We start from the raw sequence: 20,473 nt of genomic DNA, 5'->3' as shown, positions 1-20,473 counted from the left end.
CAATTTTGAAGCTCATACTAAATCCTGTTTATAAAGCATCCTTTGATGTAGATGGGGAGACAAGTTGTAGGGGAGATGAGGAGAGGTTTGAATCTTACATCCTATAAAATGTCTTTAATAACCGGATTTGGTATTATTTCTATGGAATTGTACCTAGAATTTAATTCAATAATTTTCAGCTAAATTGATATTTCTGGAATACTATCTATACTTAATATTAAGTCAGCAGAAGCAAATGTAGACTGAATATCTACTTCTTTGTCCTGAACTTCTAAAAAATTCTGACAGCGAGTAGTAAATTGACAAGAATGACAATGTTCAATCTTCTGAACTTGAGGAAATTCTTCACCCTTTTCCTGATAATTTTTTAACCAATCATTTAATCGATATAATATTTGCTTTAAATCTCGCTCAGTTTTTTTGTGTGCCTGTTGATTATAAGAAAATTTTAGTGTAGCAGGTAACTTTTGACTTTTTGGTTCGATAAACCAATAGGTCATCGAAACTGCATCTGGCAAATATTTGCTAGTTTCAACTAGAGTGTAAAGATATAAGCGTGTTTGCCAATTTTGAGCTAACTTTGTTTGATTTTGAGGAAAGCTATAAGTTTTCCAATCAAAAATTTGTGCTTGTTGAATATCGGCAATCAATAAATCGTAAATAACCGTCAATATATAATCATTAAAATTAATACTAATACTATGTTCAGCTTGACGCAAAATTATATTATCTTGAGTTTCAGGATTTAATATTTCTGGTGCTGCTTGAAAAAAAATTTCAAAACAGTACTGCATTTCTTGATTTTCTAACATTAAAGATTCTATTGGTAATCCTAGTTCTCTTTGCTGCATTAATAAGTGAAACTGACTACCCCAATTTAGTCTTTCTTGTTGTGCTGGTGTTGTTGGTACGCTCAGATTATCAAGATAGAGATGTTGAAATTTACGGGGGCAAGTTGTAAGTAGGTTCAGGTGTTGTTGAGAGAGTCTATATTTTGCCATTAGTAATATTATGTCCGGTTGAATAGTTATAGGAAGGAGTCAGAAGTCAGGAGTTAGAAATTAAGAATTAGGAAGAAAGAATAGAAAGTTTTCAGGTATAAAGAGGAGAAAGTTTTTTTGTCATTAGACATAGGCGTGAAAAAGATATAGACTTTTTGCGCATAGTAGGCAACAGCTCATCTGACAACAGGGAAGAGATTTTTAGGAAAAAGGTACGAAGAATGATTTAGGGAAGTGAATTTTACAACTCTAGCTGATGTTAAACAAAGGGCAAGTTTATTTTCTGAAGATATAGTCATTCTGAATAAGACTGGAACACTTTTTTAGCTGAAACTCTTTCAAGGTAAGAAACCCTTGTCTCAATCTTAACTGGAATGACTATATCTATTAATTATCTGGAAATGATATAGGGTTTCTCAGTAAGAGTGAGGTACACTCTTATCTTTACTTAACTATTGCCTGTTGCCTATTGCCAGATGAGCTGTTGCCTAAAAGACATCTCCAATAATCAAAAATCAAATCAATTATCATACATAAATCATCAATTATTTCCCCCTACTCCCTACTCCCTATTCCCTATTTTCTGGAGATGTCTAAAACAAACGAATTTTGTACCTCACGCTTCTTGGTAATTCCTATATCAACTAGTGCAGGATGGCGGAAATAACTGACCAGTTACAAAATCCTAAAACAATTACAAATCAAAAATGATTGACTTTTAAATACTAGACTTTTAACTTCCGCGTAGTGGCACTAGCTATCAGCTTTTAGAACTCTGGGTCAAAGTCCCCTGCAACTGTTGCCCAGGATTGTTTAGGAGGGGTTGAAATCCCCTGATAAACTTTAGAAAAATGATCTTGCTAAGTGCTGAGTGCTGATCGCTTTTTTAATTATTATTATGTTTACTTCTCCCCCACTCCCCCACTCCCCTGCTCAAGATATGGGTTGAAAAGTTTTTGAGAAATGGAATAAGTCCCAATAGCTTCTTTGTCAATCAGGAAAAAAATCCAGATACAAGTATGAGCATTATTTATAATTACTATTATTTTGACTTATTTAAACTTGTCTATGTCTTGGATAAGTAGCTACAAATACTCAAATAATTAAAATTTATCAAAAATTTAATTAAGCATTAGTTATTTAAAATAAAATTAGCAAAATTAGTTCAACATCCCTTTTTAGGGTGTAATTTAGGGCAAAAAAAGAAGCGATAGCGCAGCTAAACGTAGTTATCGCACCTCTATTTCCTACCCCTCTAGAAAAAGCTGAAAATCTTGATAGATAAACAATACAGCCTTGATTGCTCAAAAGTAAAATTTAGTGTATTTTGGAATTAAGAATTTGGCTATGCCTAGAGGCTTAATAAAATGATTTGATTGCAATATGATTTCTGTTTTGTCGATCTACTTCGATTTAATGCAGAGATAAAATGCTGGAATATTCCAAGATTTTTTCCCACTCTCATCCTTCCTTTCTCCTTTCTCCCAAGTACTATAGCTCTACGCGCGACTCACAACTCATATCAAATCCGTTGGCTTCGGAGTAATATATGTCTTACCGATAAAATATCAAAGCATTGACAAATAAAGGTTTTAGCCTTTTTAGAAGGAAAAAAAGTGCAACTTTTTCAGCTTGAGCAACCAAAAAGTTAGGATAAAAGGCAGAATAATTGCAAAAAAATCAAGGGATAAATATATCCGACTACCTCCTCTAAATTTCCCATTCCTCCTGACTTCTGACTCGGTCCTCCTGACTACTACCCCTACCAAAAGACTTTTTCAGCAAACCCTAATATAATTCTGTCGATCATCATACAATGCGTAGGGGCGAATGGCCACTTGCTAACGTACAAGCTCTCTGCTTTATATGTTGCGGAGCAAAACGCCCCTACAATATAGACTCTTATCTTAATAATATTGAATAACCCTGATGCTACCGTATTTGATATCAGGACTCAGAAAGCACGAAGTAATCCCTTAGTATAATTTTTGTCAACTCAAGGGTGAATATCTACAGGAAATTTAAGTTTTTTCTTGCTCTTAAGCCTTCTTCCCTCTTCCCTCTTCCTTCTTCCTTACCTTGTAATCCCTTAGTATAATTTTTGTCAACTCAAGGGTGAATATCTACAGGAAATTTAAGTTTTTTTCTTGCTCTTAAGCCTTCTTCCCTCTTCCCTCTTCTCTCTTCCCTCTTCCCTCTTCCTTACCTTTCTACATTTCTACATTTCTTAGTTATTTCTTCCTGTTTCTTCTCTATTATTGTTTCTGCCGAGTTTAGTATCTTGAAAAGAATTACCAAGACCCTGAAAAATACCTCTCCCAATTAAACCGATACCACGTCCAACTACCTGAGTGAGTAAATACACAATTCCACTACCAATAAAAGAAACAGTTGCACGAACACCAGGAGCTATTGCATCACGAGTTTCTAGAAGTAATGTTACGGTAAGTGGAATACCTGAAAGTTTTGCTAATTCATGTCTGCGGGGTGAATAAATAGCCATTTTTTTAATGCCAGTTTCATTCAAAACAAACAAAGAAAAATTACTCTCAAAAATCGCTTTTGGTTCCCCTACATATTCTTCTATACGATATCTCCAAGATAAACTATTACGGAATTTTTCAATATCTCGTGTTGATAATAACTGCCGACTATAAAAATCTTCTTTAATTTCTTCAACATCGGCAAAATTATTTAGTAAAGGGTACATCACAGCATTAGCAATTGAAATTAATAAATTTTGCAATAGAGCTTCAGAAAATTGCATAGCTTCAGGAGTACCTACAGCACAAGATTTATTATCGACTACTAAAGGAACTTCAAATAATAAATACGCTATTAATTCTTCAACTAAAGGAATCTTATTCAGAATAAAATTATGCACATTCTCTACATCATTTAATAAGACTGGTATCACTTCTACTCTAATTTTTTCTGCAAAAGAATTGAGTGTCATTGTTCTACTACTTATTTCTACTTGATAGTATTTACTAAAAAAAACTTGGGTTGTAACTTCCCACAATTTGCTGACAATATCATTTCTTTTTTGTGGTATTTCTTCCCGCAAAATAGGAGTAATACGCAGTTCATCAAGAATATCTTCAAATTTACATAAAGCTATACATATTAGTTCTTGCTTCTTAGTAGTTCGCAAGATATCAGTTTCCATTGGTAATCTACTAAGATTAATTAAATTAGAATTTAATTTAGCGATTGTTACTTCAAATAATGCTGTTTTTATATTTATTTCTTCAGTAGGAGTCGGAGAAATAACTTCTGATTTTTTTATTGGTACAAGAGGATTAAAAGAACTAGGTAATAGTTGATTAATAATCCACCTAGCTGTTAGCAATTCTCGACGTTGCCCAGAGTTAATTGCTACATTAAAAAGTACAGAAGTTAAATTCTTTCGGTCTAAATTTTTTACACTTTCATCTAGTTGAGAATTAATTTTTGCAAGAGACAAATCTATCTGTTTTAGTCCCGACTTACAAACATTGTAACGAAGAGTTTTGAAAAAGTTTGCTGCTTGAACTTTTAGATTTGAAGTTGTCACTTTGCCATAATTTTCTGGCACATCTAGAGAACTATTTTCCCAATAATACTCACCATTTGCAACTTTTCGAATAATAGTTACTAACTCAGAAATACTGATTCCTTTAGGGCAGTATCCATTAACACCTAATTCTTGCATTAAAACTAATAATGCACTTTCTTGTAAGGATGTTAATAATAAGATTGGTAATTGAGGATATGAAGTTTTTAGCTGTTGACAAAATTCAATTCCAGAGATGCTGAAATCTTGTGTAGTTTGAGCAGACAAATTCTGGGTATCTATGTCTAAAATTATTACAAATTTCTTTTCTTGTGTTATCAAATTTTCAATAACTTTTATCGCTTCTGCTCCTACCTCTGCCTCACCTAATATTTCTATGTCTGAAAACTGCTCGCAGGAAAATTTTAACCCCATCCGAAAGATAGGATCGTTATCAATGAGCAGCAATTGTAATGCTGATTCTCCATTCATAAATTGATTTGGAATTGAGATATTTAAGGGCACTACTGCCGCTACGCGGAAGTTAAAAGTCATGCATTTAAAAGTCAATCATTTTTGATTTGTAATTGTTTGAGGATTTTGTAACTGGTCAGTTATTTCCGCCATCCTGCACTACTAAGTAAAATTATGACTTTTAGTAGTCAGTATAAATATAAATACTAAAAGCCCCCTTGCCTGATACTAGATATAATCTTTAGAGATAAAATTATCTCTATTTTTGTTGATTTAAATGAATCTTGATTAACTTTCTACTCCAGAGTTCATACTTTGTTCAGCAAAGCCGACTTAAAAAGATATTTCTACACATACCAGAACTTACACATTTAGGCTAGATAAAATTTTCTCTGCTTCTGCTTCCCCTCTAGCGGAAACTCTTTTTTTGAGTTTAAATGCCTAACTGATAAATATTGATTGGCTGATCATTCTTGTAGTAAATATGCATCTGAACTTGAAGCTGGAGCTGGAGCTGGAGCTGGAGCTGGAGCTGGAGCTGGTGAATAAGCCCTCTGTGGAGCTGGTGAATAATATTGCGGACTAGGTGCTGGTGAATAATATTGCGGACTAGGTGCTGGTGAATAATATTGCGGACTAGGTGCTGGTGAATAATATTGCGGACTAGGTGCTGGTGAATAATATTGCGGACTAGGCGCTGGAGCTGGTTGGTACTGTCGCCGTCTGCGAGCTTCTTCCGCCTGTTGTTCTGCCCATATAGCATCTCGTTCAGATGCCCATTTAGAGATAGCACCTTGAGCTTCATAATAGAGAGCGCGACCATAGCCAATTTGATAAGCTGTATTAATCGCAGCAGTAAGACGGCCTTGCTCGGCTAGACCATAAGCTTGATTGAGAATTGGCCTGTCTTGGGCAATTTGTAGCTCTGTACTCCACTTATAAATTTCATCCTGAGCTTCTTCGTACAAAGCACGACCACTTTCTATTTCATACGCCACATCAATAGCTTGTCCAAGCTTTCCTTCTTTTGCTAAGACTCTCGCTTCTGCTAATAATGGTGAATCTTCAATAATTTGCACTCGTTTATTCCACTCAGCTATTAGAGTCTGAGCTTGTATTCTCAAGGGACGCTCCAAAGCAACATAACTAGCTTGTTTAATGGCTGAATTATAACTATCGACAGTTTCTTGTTTCGCTAACTGTTTCGCTAAGAGGACATAAGGTTGGTCTTCTATCTTCAGCAGGTCTTTGCGCCATTTAGCAATTAAAGTTTGGGCCTGAATTCGCTTTGGTTGTTCTAGGCCAACCATTTTAGCTTGGTCTATAGCTAACTTTAATGTTGCAGGTTGACCCACACTGGCGATCGCTTTAGCTAGCTGAATATGAGCTAGGTCGTCTAACTGTTTTTGCAGCTGTTGAATTTCAGTTTGGGCTTGTTGATAGTAGGGGCTATTGGAAGTAATTTGAGTTGCTGCGGCTTTTCCTTCTACTAGGACTACTATATTACCCACTTGAGAGCCTTCTATAGATTGATTCCATGTTGCTGCTTTAGCATGGCCGAGTAAAATTAACTCTTTGCCCTCTTTTTTCAGTTTATAGTCTGAAGGAATATATTCAATGGCCGCGATCGCTCCTTTGAGGTCTTTTTCTTCTATCTGTTCAGTTGCTATTTCAATTAAACTACGACTCCACTTTTGAATATCTTTCTCAGCTCTGTCTCGAATGTAGAGTTTTGGGTCTATTTTCCTAGCTAGAGCGATCGCTTCTCCATACTCATTTGCTGTTTCCTCATAAATTAGATAGCGAGCATCTTTTAAGATTTGCCAACCTTTTTTTTCCAAGGCTATGCGCTCTAATATTTCTCTAAATTTAATACTTTGCCAGTGAACATTGTCTAGTTTTGACATTGCTAGGGAGTAAGCGGAGGCTTTTTTCCAGTCTATAGCTTTGATGGCTTTTTCCGCCTCCTCATAAAGAGATTGACCTTCTGCCCATTGTTTTTTCCAACCTGCTACTGCCTCTTCTACCCTAGAATAAGCTGGACTGCTTTTAGGAATTTTCGCTACTGTATCTAGAGCTGCTTGTAAGTTACCCTCTCTAATTTTTTGATGAGCAACAGAAATAATTAATTTTGTCCATTCTCCTGTCATTTGCTGACCTAGTTGATAGAGAGGATGTTCTTCTGGCCAATTTTCTACTAACGCCAGAGCTGTTTCCAACTGTTCTAGGTTCCGTGACTCAGCAGCTTTGTGGGCACAATATAGTCGTTCTCCATCTGCTGATAATGGAGAAATTTGTTGGCAGTTTGGTTGGGGTGGGTTAACCAGTAACCATAGAAGTGCTGCACCACCTGTTATTCCAAAGCCTGCTGCAACACTCCACCATATTAGCTGCCATCCCCAATAAGTTTTTGGTTTTCTATTTGGTTTTGGAGCTGTTGATATTTGGGAATTTTTTTCTGGTTTAACTTCTGAGGTATTGTTTAGCTCTCGATCTAAAGTTTGTGAGGTAGAAGTAATAGGATCTGCTAATTCTTTTTTGATTAGGGAACTACTACTATAGCCATTTTCTCCATTTTTAGAATAGTTATGGGAAACCGCCAATTTTTTTTGTTGGGAAATATTTTCTGATGACATAGTAAAGTTTACTGTGCTAATTGTACTAACTGTTAAGTAGGTTAAGATTATTTTTTCAAATATTATATTTAGGTTTTTTCATTACCTAGAATGTTTTTCATCCCTCCGAAGGAAAATTTTAACTTTAGGCTTGAGCTTGACCTAGAAATATTAAATATTAAAGGTTTCTTAGCTCAAGCTAACATATAGTATCGAAAATTTTATTGTATATATATCTTATATATTTCAGCACATTTACTAAATTTTTCATTTAAGCTAACCTCAGCCAAAAGTCTTGATTTTAGTAAATTTATTTAATCTTTTATCTGGGCATTTTCTTAACTATTGGATAACCTGAAAATAATTTAGGTGAGTAGCTTTAAACTGCATTTTTAGTTTTTTGGACTGGTTCACAGGCAGTAGATGTTTATTATAAATGATGCTTAACTTTATGGCTGATGAGAATTAGGTCTATTCGAGTTAATTTACTGATACTTCTGAGTCAAATAGCCTTTTATTTTCTAATCTTTTATCGTTCTACTGCCAAAATTATGACTGTAGTGACCATAAAAGTCTATACGATAGTCAGTAATTTTAACTCCTATCTGTGTTTCAATTTGCTCAAGCAACTCTTGAGGCAATTCTACATAAATATCCATAATTTGTCCCGTATCCAAGCAGTTAATATGAGAGTGAGATTCGCTTTTATGGCCATATAAGCAAGCATCAGCACGTTCAATACATTCAATAATTCCCTCTTTTGATAGAAATTCAAGATTTTGATATACACAAGTGTGACCAATTTCCTTACCTTGGAGATTTAATCGATGGTAAATTTCTCTAGCTGATAGATGTTTTTTCTCTTGCCACAAAATTTCTAGTATATATCGACGCTGACGACTCAGGCGCATTCCCTTAGCCTTACAATAATTTAGAGCATCTTCTAATGAGTAAATTTGTTTCACAGCGCCAACCTTTCTCCAAATCAATTGCAAATTATTCTATAGCAATTCGCACTGAAACGTATCAACCATCAGTTTTGCTATCGGGCTAAATTATAGGGTAGTTATTATATCAGAGAATAGCCAGTAGGGAGTAGGGAGTAGTGGGAAAAACTTCGGTTCATCATCAGCGTAAGTCCTAACTGTCCCGTTTTGGTGGTGGTCGTACATTGTCCGGCAATGTTTGTGACAGGAACAGTGGGAGCATCTTGATCCCGTGCTAAGTTCACGCCCTACCTGTCTATTGCTATAGCAGTCGCTATTACTGTATTTGACAGATAAAAAGCTGAAAACTTAGACAACGCAAAATTTTTCCTTCTCTCCTAGATAACTAAACGCCTTCTTCCTTCTTCCCTCTTCCTTCTTCCCTCTTCCTTCTTCCCTCTTCCTTCTGCTATATAAAAATACATTGACAATTATTTATACCTTAAAAGATGGCAATTACGATCGCCGTTAATACCGAACACTTCCATAACTTGGATGTATCTCCAGTTAAAAGTGTCATATCTCAACTGCTGACTGAAGGAGCGATCGCCTCTTCTGAACAGCAGCTAAATTTTACTATTAACTATAATCGCGACCCCCAAGACCCACGAGAACTTTCAGAAATTCCAGAAGTACGTTTATGGTTTATTCGTTTGGACAGTATTTATCCTTGGTTGCCATTTTTGCTTAACTGGAAAGAGGGTGAATTAGCTCGTTATACTGCTATGCTTGTACCTCACCAATTTCATCGCACTGAAGGTGTCCAATATAACCCAGAAGCATTAGAAATATTTCTGATGCAAAAAATTTTTGTCTTAAGAAAATGGCTACACCAACAAGGTATTTCTAGCAAATCTAGACTGATGTCCATGTCTCAAATGTTGGGTTACGACTTAGCAGAAGAATTTTTTAGCTCAATTCCAGAAGAAGATTAATACCTTATGGGATCTAGGAGTGTGGTGAGATGGGGAGATGGGGAGATGGGGACAAATTTCCACCTTTTTCCCTGATCTGATCAATTCAATATCCTCAGAAGGTGGAAATTATTGATGATGGCCTAAGATTTTCGGGACCTGTAGGTATTGTCAAAGCCAAATTACATCGCCCGATCGTCAGGACAATCAAAACAGTGACCATCACCATGACTCCATCAGGAAGGTATTTTGCTTCAGTGTTGAGTAAGCAACAAGCTGAAAAGCCATCGCCAAGTACTGAGGGGAAAGTAGCAGGTATTGACTTGGGTCTCAAGAATTTTGCTATTGTCCATGACGGGTTCAAAACATCCAAGCACCACAACCCCAAGCATTTAGCAAGACATGAAGGAAATTTGGCAAGAAAGCAAGGCAAATTAGCCAGGAAACAGAAGGGGAGTAACTCCAGGGATAAAGCCAGGAAACTGGTAGCTAGAGTTCACGAGCGAGTTAGTAATGTCCGTCAAGACTACTTACATAAGCTTTCCAGAAAGCTGGTTGACAATAACCAAGTCATGGTAGTCGAAAGTTTACACCTTCTGGACATGGTTAAGAACCACAAACTAGCTAAAGCAATATCTGATGTAGGGTTGGGAATGTTTGTTAATTTTGTGGCATACAACCTAGAAAAAGAAGGCAAAGTGCTTGTCGAGATTGACAGATGGTTTCCCACTTCTAAACTCTGTTGTAATTGTCACGATCAAGTTGACGAGATGCCGCTAGATGTCCGTGAATGGACTTGTTCTAGCTGCGGAACTCGTCACGATCGAGATGGCAATGCTGCAATCAATATTAGAGCAGAAGGTATGAGAATGCTATTGGTCTCAGGGACTGGGACTGCTACTCATGGAAAGGAGGTAAGACCAATGCGAGGACGCAAGTCGGAGGTTAAGGCACTCCCCTGTGAGGTCAGAAGCTTGTGCTATACCCGTTCAGGGTTAGCCTCGGGTACTTCACCCTTCTCCACCCCAAATTTTATTTAAAACATCTTGGGGTGAAATATCGCTCATTTTACCAGTAGGAGATTTGACCGCAATTACCCGATCGCTCTTGGGTAATAATTTTTCTGGGTTAGTTGGACCAAATAAAGCAATAGTATATGTCCCAACTGCAACTGCTAAGTGCATTGGAGCACTATCAGTACATAGCATTAAATTAGCAGCAGCAATAATAGCCGCCAATTTACCTATATCCCCAGGCATCACTACTTTAACATCTGGACAAAATCGAGTAATTTCATTGACCCAAGTTCCATCTTCAGGACCTTTGACTACCACTACTGGTAAATTAGGTTGCTTCTCTTGTAGTTCTGTAATAATCTCCTGCCAATAATTGGTAGGGTAGATTTTATCAATACCCTTAATCTGAGCTAGTTCGCTAGAACCGCCATGAATCAGAACATACCCACTTTCGGACACTCCTAAAAGTTTTTGTTCAGCTTCTGCCCAATCAATATCTGCTTTAGGTACATTAATAGATAGTCCAGGGAAAGGTGTTACAACATCCATTCCTTGCAATAAATCATGGTACATCTGAGCAGCATATTGTTCAGTTTTCAGGGGTATAGGGTTGGTGAGAAAGATGGCCCCATTACCTGCATAACCTATCCGTTGAGGAATTCCTGTTAACCACAGCAATAGACCAACTGTCCAACGTTGTCCAAGAGAAATTACTGCTTCGTATTCGCGATCGCGCATAATACCTAACAAGTTTCCCCAGTCAGCGAGACTATTGGCATCTTTGAAGTCATAGGCCAGGACATCCTGTACGGACTTACAAACTCGGTATGCACCCTTTGAGCGAGGTTCTACAATTACATCAATTTGTGATTCTGGATAAGATTTTTTTAGGTCATCCAGAGTAGGAAAGAATAAGATTTGGTCGCCAATTCCACCAGGGACAAGGGCTAGTATTCTCATATTTAAGGAATTTAGTTTAATTATTTAGTTGAACACAATACCAACCATATCTTACGATTCTGATTGGGGGTTATTTCTTTAGTAGACATTCAATTTTTACCGAAAAATTGGGTTTAAAGTCTGCCCCTTTTAGGAGGACTATATACCTATATTGAATTATTAATTAGAAACATAAAACACAAAATTAAATGTATTTATTGATTCCTGCTGCTGGTATGGGGCGACGCATGGGAAGCGAACGGAACAAGCTTTTGCTGACTCTATTGGATAAACCGTTGCTAAGTTGGACTCTTGAGGCTGCTTTCAAATCTCGTTATATTAATTGGATTGGTATTATTGGCCAACCTGTTGATTTTCCAGATTTTCAAAAGATGATTTCTGGTTTGTCTACTAATAAGTCTATAGAGTTGATTGAGGGAGGATCGACTCGTCAGGAGTCTGTTTATAAGGGTTTACAGGCTTTACCTCTGGAAGCGAAACAGGTGTTAATTCATGATGGGGCCAGGTGTTTGGCTACTCCGGAACTATTGGATAGGTGTGCGGAGGAGGTTGTTAAGTGTCCTGGTTTAATTGCTGCTGTGCCAGTTAAGGACACGATTAAGGTTGTTGATTCGTCGGGTCTAATTCAGGATACACCAGATCGTCGCAATTTATGGGCGGCTCAGACACCTCAAGGTTTTGAGGTGAAGTTATTGAAGGAATGTCATGAAAAGGGACATCAGTTGGGTTGGGAAGTTACTGATGATGCTGCTTTGTTTGAAAAGTGTGGTTTGCCTGTAAAGGTTGTTGCGGGGGAGGAGACTAATCTTAAGGTGACAACTCCTGTGGATTTAAGAGTAGCAGAATTTATTTTGACGGAAGCATTGAAGAAGGAAGAAGGAAGAAGTAAGAAGGAAGAAGGTGTTTAGTTATCTAGGATAAAAGATGTTTAGTTATCTAGTAGAGAAGGAAAAATTTTATGTTGTCTGAGTTCTCAGGTTTTACTCTATCTGCGTCTTTTCCTTCAACTACTATAATTATTTATTAGCTAAGAAAAAAAGTGCATTTATCCTAAGTAGTGATTTGTCGGTCAATTCAGCTATTAATTATCAATACTTCCTGCAATAGATAAGCTTTGAGAATGCAGGATTTTATTTTTTATCTCCTTAAAATGTGAGGGTATAAGCCTAATTTTTTGGTCATACGAAAATGATTTTGATAAAAAATATGCTGACAAATACTACCTAATTTTCTACATATTTTTTCGATTCATTTTTAATTTAATTAGATTGATAATTTATCTTATAGCAGTCGAAGCAAAGGGCGTGGATATATAAGTTTAAAACTCAGACAACGAAGATTTTTTCTTTTCTCCTAGATAACTAAAGGACTTCTTTCTTCTGCTATAAAAATAACTATTTACTAAGTAATACTTCGATTTAGCTAATATCTTTTATAGTAGTTGAAGCAAAGGGCGTGGACATATAAGTTTAAAACTCAGACAACGAAGATTTTTCCTTATCTCCTAGATAACCAAAACCTTCTTGCTTCTTACTTCTTCCTTCTTCTCTTTAATTATTGGGTATAAAAGCTAGTATTCAATAATTAATAATTAACAATTACCTCTCCTTGAAAAAAAGAAGATTGACGCTTAAGAAAAAAAAATTCTTTTTCCTCCTTTAAAGGAGAAGCTTTAAACCTTAATTATTAGGTAAAGTTAGAAGCTATAGCGTTTCTCAGACTAATGAAATACACCTATCTTTATTTCTATTCTACTCCCTACTCCCTACTTCCTACTCTCTAAAAGTTAAATGAATAAATCACAAGTATCACCAATTAATAGTCTTTGGCTATTTATGATAGTTTCAGCTACAGTTATAGCAGCATATAACGGTAGGATGACAGAAATAACTGAAGCATCGTTTGAATCTGTAAAAAATGCTGTTACTTTAGCCATTGGATTAATTGGTAGTATGGCATTATGGCTAGGCATAATTCAAGTAGTTGAAACAGCAGGAGGAATGATTGTAATTGCTCGTTTAATTCGTCCTGTAATGGTGAAACTTTTTCCTGATATACCTGCATCTCACTCTGCAATGTCTGCCATTATTTTGAATATAGCTGCTAATGCTTTAGGGTTAGGAAATGCTGCGACACCAATGGGTTTAAAAGCAATGGTAGAAATGGATAAATTAAATCCGGAAAAGGGAACTGCTACAGATGCTATGTGTTTATTTTTAGCTATTAATACTTCTTCAGTTACGATTATTCCTATTAGTGTAATAACTGTTCGAGCTAGTGCTGGTGTTACTAACCCTGGAGATATTATTTTACCTGCAATTTTTGCTACTTTTTGTTCTACAATTACGGCTATTTTCGCAGCAAAGTTTTTCGCACGTCGGCAATCTATACCTAGTTTAAACCAATCTATTTCGTCAGAAGATTTAGACGGCAATGATTTATTAGAAGGCGAGACAAACAAATATGAATTAACTCCACCTAACAGAATTGGCAAATTAATTTTTGCTAGTTTAATTGGTGCCTTTTTAGGTGCGGTAATTTATCACTTAAATCTCAAAGGTATCACCTATATTTTCAGTTTTGCTTTTCTAGAGAGTGTGTCTAATTGGTTATTGCCAATATTAATTTGTTCTTTTTTACTTTTTGGCTATTTCCGAGGAGTTAAAGTTTATGAAAAAATGACGGAAGGAGCAAAAGCAGGATTTGAAGTTGCCGTCAGAATAATTCCTTTTATGGTGGCAATTTTTGTTGCTATTGGAATGTTTAGAGCTAGTGGCGCTCTAGATATTTTGGCTGTAATTTTATCGCCTATAACTAATTTAATTGGAATGCCGACTGAAGCACTACCTATGGCATTGATTAGACCTTTATCTGGCAGTGGTGCTTTTGGTATTATGTCGGAAATAGTGACAAATGAACCGAATAGTTTTCTTTCTTATTTAGTATCAACTATGCAGGGTTCTACTGAGACTACTTTTTATGTATTGGCTGTTTATTTTGGTAGTGTTGGAATTAAAAAAACTAGATATGCTTTACCTGCTGCTTTATGTGCTGATGTCGCAGGAATTTTAGCTTCTCTTGTCGTTTGTCGGATGATGTTTTGATGATTAAACAAGCATTGAAGAAGGAAGAAGGAAGAAAAAATGGATGGGGACTCAAACCCTAACCAATTGTCAACACCGTGTAGACGGCGGGTTATTAAACCCAAAATAAAATGATAATTTCAATTGAAATTTTATTTCTAATCTTATATTAGACATCTCCATAAAAGAGGAAGTAGGTAGTAGGGAGTAGGTGAAAATAATTAATAATTTCTGTACGATAATTAATTGGATTTTTTATAATCGAAGATAGTCTATTTATGAAATATAGTAATACACAGCTAGGTTACGACTCAATTCGGTTCAGTTAAGGATTTTTTTTGGCAGTTATATCATCTAAAGAGCTACTCTAGTCGAATGATGTTTTGATGATTAAACAAGCAATAATATCAATTAAAATTTTATTTCCAATCTTATATTAGACATCTCCATAAAAGAGGAAGTAGGTAGTAGGGAGTAGGTGGAAAGAATTAATAATTTCTGTAGGATAATTAATTGGATTTTTTATGATCGGAGATGTCAATTTATGAAATATAGCAATAGACAGGTAGGTTAGGACGCAATTCTGTTCAGTTAAGAATTTTTTTGGCAGTTCTGTCATCTGAAGAGGTACTCTAATGGTTCGATAATTTATGAGTTTTGGTCTTATCTATTTGCACAGCATTCCGTAGGAAACCGTATTTGTTGAGGACTTATGTAGATGATGATCTGAATAAGGGTAAATGTTTTTCCCACTGTTCCCTGCTATAAGAAAAAAAAGAGAAATCAAAAATATCAGATTTTTTATCTGAAGTAAATCATGGCAATTTTCACAAATATAGTAATTTTAGATAACAATGAAATACTGTTTCGCCTGGAAGGAATTCAAGGTAAGAAGACCTGGTGTCAATCTCAACTGAAATGACTATAATTCTACAAATAGCAAATTTTCTACCTGCATATCTAAATTATTCCTCTTGATTTATTTTTCCCTTTTTCTGATTTCTTCTTGCTGCAAAAAACGAATTATCAACTGATGGATATAATTAGCTGCTATCAAATCCTATTTTCTACCTATCTCTATCATTATTTCCTTTGATTCATTCTTCCATCTGAAATTTCAGTACATCCTCATTTCCAATTTTATACCTTGATAAACAAGGAAATTCTTGGTATTCTAATTCAAGTCCTAATTTTACAGAAAAACTCTATGAAAGCAGTCACTATTAATCGCTATGGTTCTATAGATGTCTTAGAATATTCAGATATTAACCAACCTCAAATTACACCCAATCAATTATTAGTAAAAATTCACGCTACAAGTGTTAACCCTGTCGATTGGAAAATTCGACAAGGACAACTACAATTATTATCAGGTTTTAACTTTCCTATTATTTTAGGTTCTGACTTATCTGGAGTTGTATTAGAAGTAGGGGAAGAAGTAGAAAGTTTTGAACCAGGAGATGAAATTTATACATTTATTAATCCATTAGAAGGAGGTGCTTATGCTGAATATATTGCTATACCTGCAAATACTGCGGCATTAAAACCAAAAAATATGACTCATTCTCAAGCAGCAACAGTTCCAGTTGCAGGTTTAACTGCTTTTCAAGGATTACTTGATTTAGGTCAAATTAGACCAGGACAAAAAGTATTAATTAATGGTGCTTCTGGTGGAGTTGGTATCTTTGCAGTACAAATTGCCAAAGCAATGAAAGCTGAAGTAATAGGTGTTTGTAGTAGTAACAATATTACCCTAGTAGAAAGTTTAGGAGCAAATCGGGTTATTGACTATAATCAAATTGATTTTACTCAAGAATTAGAGCAGTATGATATTATTTTTGACGCTGTGGGTAAAGAAACTTTTTCTAGTTGTGAAAATATCTTGAAACCAGAGGGGATTTATATATCTACTCTGCCAACTGTAGATAATTTACCTCCTACTTTCTTCAGCTTATTTGTGCCTGGTAAAAAATCTAAATTAATTCTTGCCCAATCAAACCCCCGGGACTTAAATGCTCTGCGAGAATTAATCGAAGATGGATTAGTTAAATCAATTATTGGTCGTACATATAAACTAGAAGAAATAGCAGAAGCTCATGCTTATAGTGAAATGGGTCATGCTGTAGGAAAAATTGCTATTACAACTGAAGAAACGAGTTTAGTTGACTAATTTTTTTCTAAAATTACTATAGATAAGTTCAACAATTAATAATTAATAATTAATAATTAATAATTACCTCTTCTTTTCAAGAATAGGATTGACTAAAAGGAAAATTTTTCTTCTCTTGATAGGTTGGATATAGCGAGGTTTTCTCGCCATGCCACCCTTCGGGAAGCTGCGCTAACGACCGCTTTTCTCCTTTAAAGGAGAGGCTTTAAACCTTAATTATTAGGTAAGAAATTGCTATGTCGATAAAAAATGAATTTCTAGAAATAGAAACTGCCCCCGGAATAGAAATATACAATCTTACTCCTCAAATTATTGATATCTTAAATGCGACTGGTATAAAAAATGGGCAAGTAATTGTCTTTTCTCGACACACGACTACAGCTTTAGCTATTAACGAAAATGAGGAAAGATTAATCACAGACCTAAAAGTATATTTGAGAAAGTTAGCGCCGGAGTCTGACAAATATCTCCATAATGATTTGCACCTGCGAGATGTTCCTCCCGATGAACCTATTAATGCTCATTCTCATCTGATGGCAATGACTTTAAATAATAATGAAGTTATTCCTATTGTGGATGGAAAATTAGCTTTAGGAACTTGGCAGTCAGTATTATTTTTTGAATTAGACGGACCTAGAAAACGAAATATATTAGTACAAGTTAGTGGAGAAGGGAGAAGGGAGTAGGCAGTAGGAAAGAGAGATAAATGTTAACTGTACTTCACTATCTTAAAAAGTTCTGTAAAATGTGAGGACTTTGAGTAAATAAGGGCTAAAAAATATCTGAAAATTATTTTTTCTACTTCTTCGTTTAAATCCACATTCCCCCTAACTCCTGACGTAAGCATTTCCTACGGAATGCTTACCTCCTGACTCCTACAAAAATACTTTTTCAGCAAACCCTAAATAATTGGTAATAGGGTAAGAAAAGCTCACTAGAAAACTTAACAGTAATTTTGGTTTTATAGTCATTTCAGTTTAGATTGAGACAAGCATTTATTGCCTTGGAATACTTTCAGCCGAAAAAGTGTTTCATTCTTATTTAAAATTACAATATTAATTTATTGGGGTAAGTTTTCAAGTCAAAATTTTGCTTGAATTATTTCGACCTGGGTATGAGACTAAGCCGCTTTTTTCCACGATAACTAAAACTAACTATCCCATACTAATGATGAGAATATTCTCTCTATATTATAGATATGAACAGTCTCTAAAAAAATCTCGATCATGACTAAAGAGTGGCACGGTAGTCTCAATTTAATTTATGGCAAGCAAAACAACACTACTCAAATTCTGGCAAGTAAAAATCAAGCACCATTAAAAATACAAAGACCTTTGACTGGAGTAAATTTTTCAAGTCAACATTTTGCTTGAATTATTTCGACCTGGGTATGACACTAAGTCACATTTTTCCGCGATAACTAAAATTGACTATCCCACAGTAAGTGATGAGAAGATTTTCTCTATATTTATGGATATAGAGGTCGAAGGAAATATTAGGGCAACTCGACAGCTTAAAACTCAGACAATGTAAGATTTTTCTAACTTCGGTTCTTTCTTCTTCCTTCTTTCTTCTCCTATATAAAAAGTCTCTAAAAAAATCCTAATTATGACTAAACAATGGCACGGTAGTCTCGATTTAATTTATGGCAAGCAACACAATACTACTCAAATTCTGGCAAGCAAAAATCAAGCACCATTAAAAATACAAAGACCTTTTTATCCAGAAGGAAATGAAGTTTGTCATAGTGTAATTTTACATACTGCTGGTGGTGTTGTAGGAGACGATCGCCTTTCTATTAATATCGAATTACAACCAACTACTCATGTTTTAATTACTACTGCTGCTGCTAGTAAAATTTATCGTAGTAATGGTCAGCTTGCTCAACAAAATATTAGTATTAACCTTGATAGTCAGTCTTGTTTAGAATGGTTTCCTCAACCAACAATACTATTTAATGGTGCTGAGTATCGGCAAGATTTAAAAGTACATTTAGGAGTAGAAGCAAGTTGGATGAGTTGGGAAATTATTAGATTTGGCAGGAGTGCTAGAGGAGAGAAATTTTTAACAGGAAATTGGCGTTCGTATACTGAGGTTTGGCAAGAAAATTATCCTATCTGGATAGACAGACAATGCTTAAAAGGTGGGTCGGAAATGGTTAATAGTCTTTTGGGTTTAGCTGATAATTCTGTAGTTGGAACTTTCATTTTTGTTGGGCAACCTGTTACGGCAGAGGTAGTTACAAAAGTTCGTGATTTGTGGCAAAGTTTAGGTATTGATATGTCTGGTGAAGCAGGTGTTACTCGTATTCCTAAAGGGATGATTTGTCGCTATTGTGGGCAGTCAATAATTAATGTGAAAAATTGGTTTAATTCGGTTTGGCATTTTCTCCGGCTTTTTTATTTAAAAAGACCTAGTTGTTCTCCGCGAGTTTGGTCTTAGTTAGTAAGCTTTCAGCAGTCAGCAGTCAGCATTCAGCTATTAACTTATTATCTTAGAAGGAGAATTCAAAATTATGTTTATGCGACATTCCGCACCGAAAGAAAAAGGTAACAAACTAACCTTATATTTGAGGGTTGAAATTGATAGCCATCCCCGGAGTCTTGTTTTCTAGTGGCGTTCAGAATGAGTTGATTGGTCAATAAAAATGACTATAACTTTTTAATTGCATTTTACCAGCTATCTATGAGACTAGAAATTAACTTTTAGCCAAATGAGCTTTCCTAATATTTGAGGGTTAAGATTGATTGCCATTCCCTGAGTCTTGTTTTCTGGTAGCTTTCACAATGAATCTTTATTGCAATCAAGATGACTGTAACTTTTTAATTGCATTTTACCAGCTATTTATCAGACTAGAGATGAACTTTTAGCCACATGAATTTTCCAATATTTGAAGGTTGAGATGGATAGCCATCTGTTGAGTCTTGATTTTCTGGTGACGTTCAGAATGAATTTTTACCTCAATCAAGATGACTATAACTTTTTAATTGCATTTTACCAGCTATTTATCAGAGTAGAGATTAACTTTTAGCCACATGAATTTTCCAATATTTGAAGGTTGAGATGGATAGCCATCTGTTGAGTCTTGATTTTCTGGTGGCGTTCAGAATGAATTTTTACCTCAATCAAGATGACTATAACTTTTTAATTGCATTTTACCAGCTATTTATCAGAGTAGAGATTAACTTTTAGCCAAAACTGAAAACTGACAACCTCAAATCTACAAATGACTTTTCTTAGCAATAGGCATCCGCCAACCAGTACCAAAAGCTCGATCACTAATTTTCAATCCAGGGGGTGCTTGTCTACGTTTAAATTCTGCCCGCATCACTAACTTTATAACCTTATTTACTACTTCTGAATCATGTCCTGCTGCAATAATTTCTGCCAAAGACTCACACTTTTCTACTAAGCGGTATAAAATATCATCCAAAACTTCATAAGATGGTAAAGAGTCCTCATCTTTTTGACCTTCTTTCAACTCAGCACTAGGAGCTTTAGTCAGAATATTTTCTGGAATAATATTTTGCTGTTCAGTAATTAGTAAATTTTCAGCTCCATAGAAATTTTGATTATTATTAAATGCCTGTTGATTCAACCACCGACACAGAGAATAAACACGAGTTTTCGGAACATCAGAAATTACTGCTAATCCACCATTCATATCACCATAAAGAGTGCAATAACCAACCGCCATTTCTGACTTATTTCCTGTAGAT

Annotated in this window: 15 protein-coding genes; 8 read left to right on the top strand and 7 right to left on the bottom strand. The window is 35.4% G+C overall.

What is annotated here, in order from left to right; translation table 11 throughout:
• Positions 1-179: 179 nt before the first annotated feature.
• The 5 genes from F6K27_RS15185 to F6K27_RS15165 form a co-directional block, all read right to left on the bottom strand.
• Positions 180-1,001, bottom strand: a complete 822-nt coding sequence (locus F6K27_RS15185; protein ID WP_287277170.1) for a PD-(D/E)XK nuclease family protein — start codon at positions 999-1,001, stop codon at positions 180-182.
• A 2,227-nt stretch (positions 1,002-3,228) separates the two neighbouring features.
• The gene (locus F6K27_RS15180; protein ID WP_287277169.1) at positions 3,229-5,028 is read right to left on the bottom strand and encodes a DUF3685 domain-containing protein; all 1,800 of its coding nucleotides are present in this window, start codon (positions 5,026-5,028) and stop codon (positions 3,229-3,231) included.
• Positions 5,029-5,477: 449 nt separating this feature from the next.
• Positions 5,478-7,646: a hypothetical protein gene (locus F6K27_RS15175; protein WP_287284391.1), complete on the bottom strand. Its 2,169-nt coding sequence runs from the start codon at positions 7,644-7,646 to the stop codon at positions 5,478-5,480.
• A 500-nt stretch (positions 7,647-8,146) separates the two neighbouring features.
• Positions 8,147-8,590 (bottom strand): Fur family transcriptional regulator, encoded by a 444-nt coding sequence (locus F6K27_RS15170; RefSeq protein WP_287277165.1) that lies wholly within the window; start codon positions 8,588-8,590, stop codon positions 8,147-8,149.
• 104 nt (positions 8,591-8,694) lie between these two features.
• Positions 8,695-8,856 (bottom strand): hypothetical protein, encoded by a 162-nt coding sequence (locus F6K27_RS15165; RefSeq protein WP_161564461.1) that lies wholly within the window; start codon positions 8,854-8,856, stop codon positions 8,695-8,697.
• A 204-nt stretch (positions 8,857-9,060) separates the two neighbouring features.
• Here F6K27_RS15165 and F6K27_RS15160 point away from each other — a divergent pair, with 204 nt between their 5' ends.
• Both F6K27_RS15160 and F6K27_RS15155 read left to right on the top strand, forming a co-directional pair.
• Complete coding sequence (locus tag F6K27_RS15160) at positions 9,061-9,546, top strand: CRR6 family NdhI maturation factor (protein WP_287277163.1); 486 nt, start codon at positions 9,061-9,063, stop codon at positions 9,544-9,546.
• A 101-nt stretch (positions 9,547-9,647) separates the two neighbouring features.
• Positions 9,648-10,565 carry an RNA-guided endonuclease TnpB family protein gene (locus tag F6K27_RS15155; RefSeq protein ID WP_287277161.1) on the top strand — a complete coding sequence of 306 codons (918 nt, stop codon included), beginning with the start codon at positions 9,648-9,650 and terminating at the stop codon, positions 10,563-10,565.
• On the opposite strand, the gene F6K27_RS15150 is transcribed toward F6K27_RS15155, so the two are convergent.
• On the bottom strand, positions 10,536-11,501 hold the full coding sequence (locus F6K27_RS15150; protein ID WP_287277159.1) for a glycosyltransferase family 9 protein: 966 nt from the start codon (positions 11,499-11,501) through the stop codon (positions 10,536-10,538). The genes F6K27_RS15155 and F6K27_RS15150 overlap by 30 nt on opposite strands.
• Positions 11,502-11,689: 188 nt before the next feature.
• Between F6K27_RS15150 and ispD the strand changes: the two genes are divergently transcribed.
• From ispD to F6K27_RS15120, 6 genes are all read left to right on the top strand, one after another.
• The gene (gene ispD, locus F6K27_RS15145; RefSeq protein WP_287277157.1) at positions 11,690-12,409 is read left to right on the top strand and encodes a 2-C-methyl-D-erythritol 4-phosphate cytidylyltransferase; all 720 of its coding nucleotides are present in this window, start codon (positions 11,690-11,692) and stop codon (positions 12,407-12,409) included.
• Between the two features lie 882 nt (positions 12,410-13,291).
• Positions 13,292-14,605 carry a nucleoside recognition domain-containing protein gene (locus F6K27_RS15140; protein WP_287277156.1) on the top strand — a complete coding sequence of 438 codons (1,314 nt, stop codon included), beginning with the start codon at positions 13,292-13,294 and terminating at the stop codon, positions 14,603-14,605.
• Between the two features lie 1,186 nt (positions 14,606-15,791).
• Positions 15,792-16,754 carry an NAD(P)-dependent alcohol dehydrogenase gene (locus F6K27_RS15135; protein ID WP_287277155.1) on the top strand — a complete coding sequence of 321 codons (963 nt, stop codon included), beginning with the start codon at positions 15,792-15,794 and terminating at the stop codon, positions 16,752-16,754.
• Positions 16,755-16,990: 236 nt separating this feature from the next.
• Positions 16,991-17,440, top strand: a complete 450-nt coding sequence (locus F6K27_RS15130) for a secondary thiamine-phosphate synthase enzyme YjbQ (protein WP_287277154.1) — start codon at positions 16,991-16,993, stop codon at positions 17,438-17,440.
• A 540-nt stretch (positions 17,441-17,980) separates the two neighbouring features.
• Positions 17,981-18,127, top strand: a complete 147-nt coding sequence (locus F6K27_RS15125; protein ID WP_287277153.1) for a hypothetical protein — start codon at positions 17,981-17,983, stop codon at positions 18,125-18,127.
• 235 nt (positions 18,128-18,362) lie between these two features.
• Positions 18,363-19,196 (top strand): urease accessory protein UreD, encoded by an 834-nt coding sequence (locus tag F6K27_RS15120; RefSeq protein WP_287277152.1) that lies wholly within the window; start codon positions 18,363-18,365, stop codon positions 19,194-19,196.
• Between the two features lie 778 nt (positions 19,197-19,974).
• On the opposite strand, the gene nadE is transcribed toward F6K27_RS15120, so the two are convergent.
• Positions 19,975-20,473 (bottom strand): NAD(+) synthase (gene nadE / locus F6K27_RS15115; protein WP_287277151.1); only part of this gene is annotated, 499 nt, incomplete at its 5' end.

It is taken from the genome of Okeania sp. SIO2F5 (assembly GCF_010692685.1).
Taxonomy (GTDB): Bacteria; Cyanobacteriota; Cyanobacteriia; order Cyanobacteriales; family Microcoleaceae; genus Okeania; species Okeania hirsuta.
This window is presented reverse-complemented; position numbering and strand designations above follow the sequence as displayed.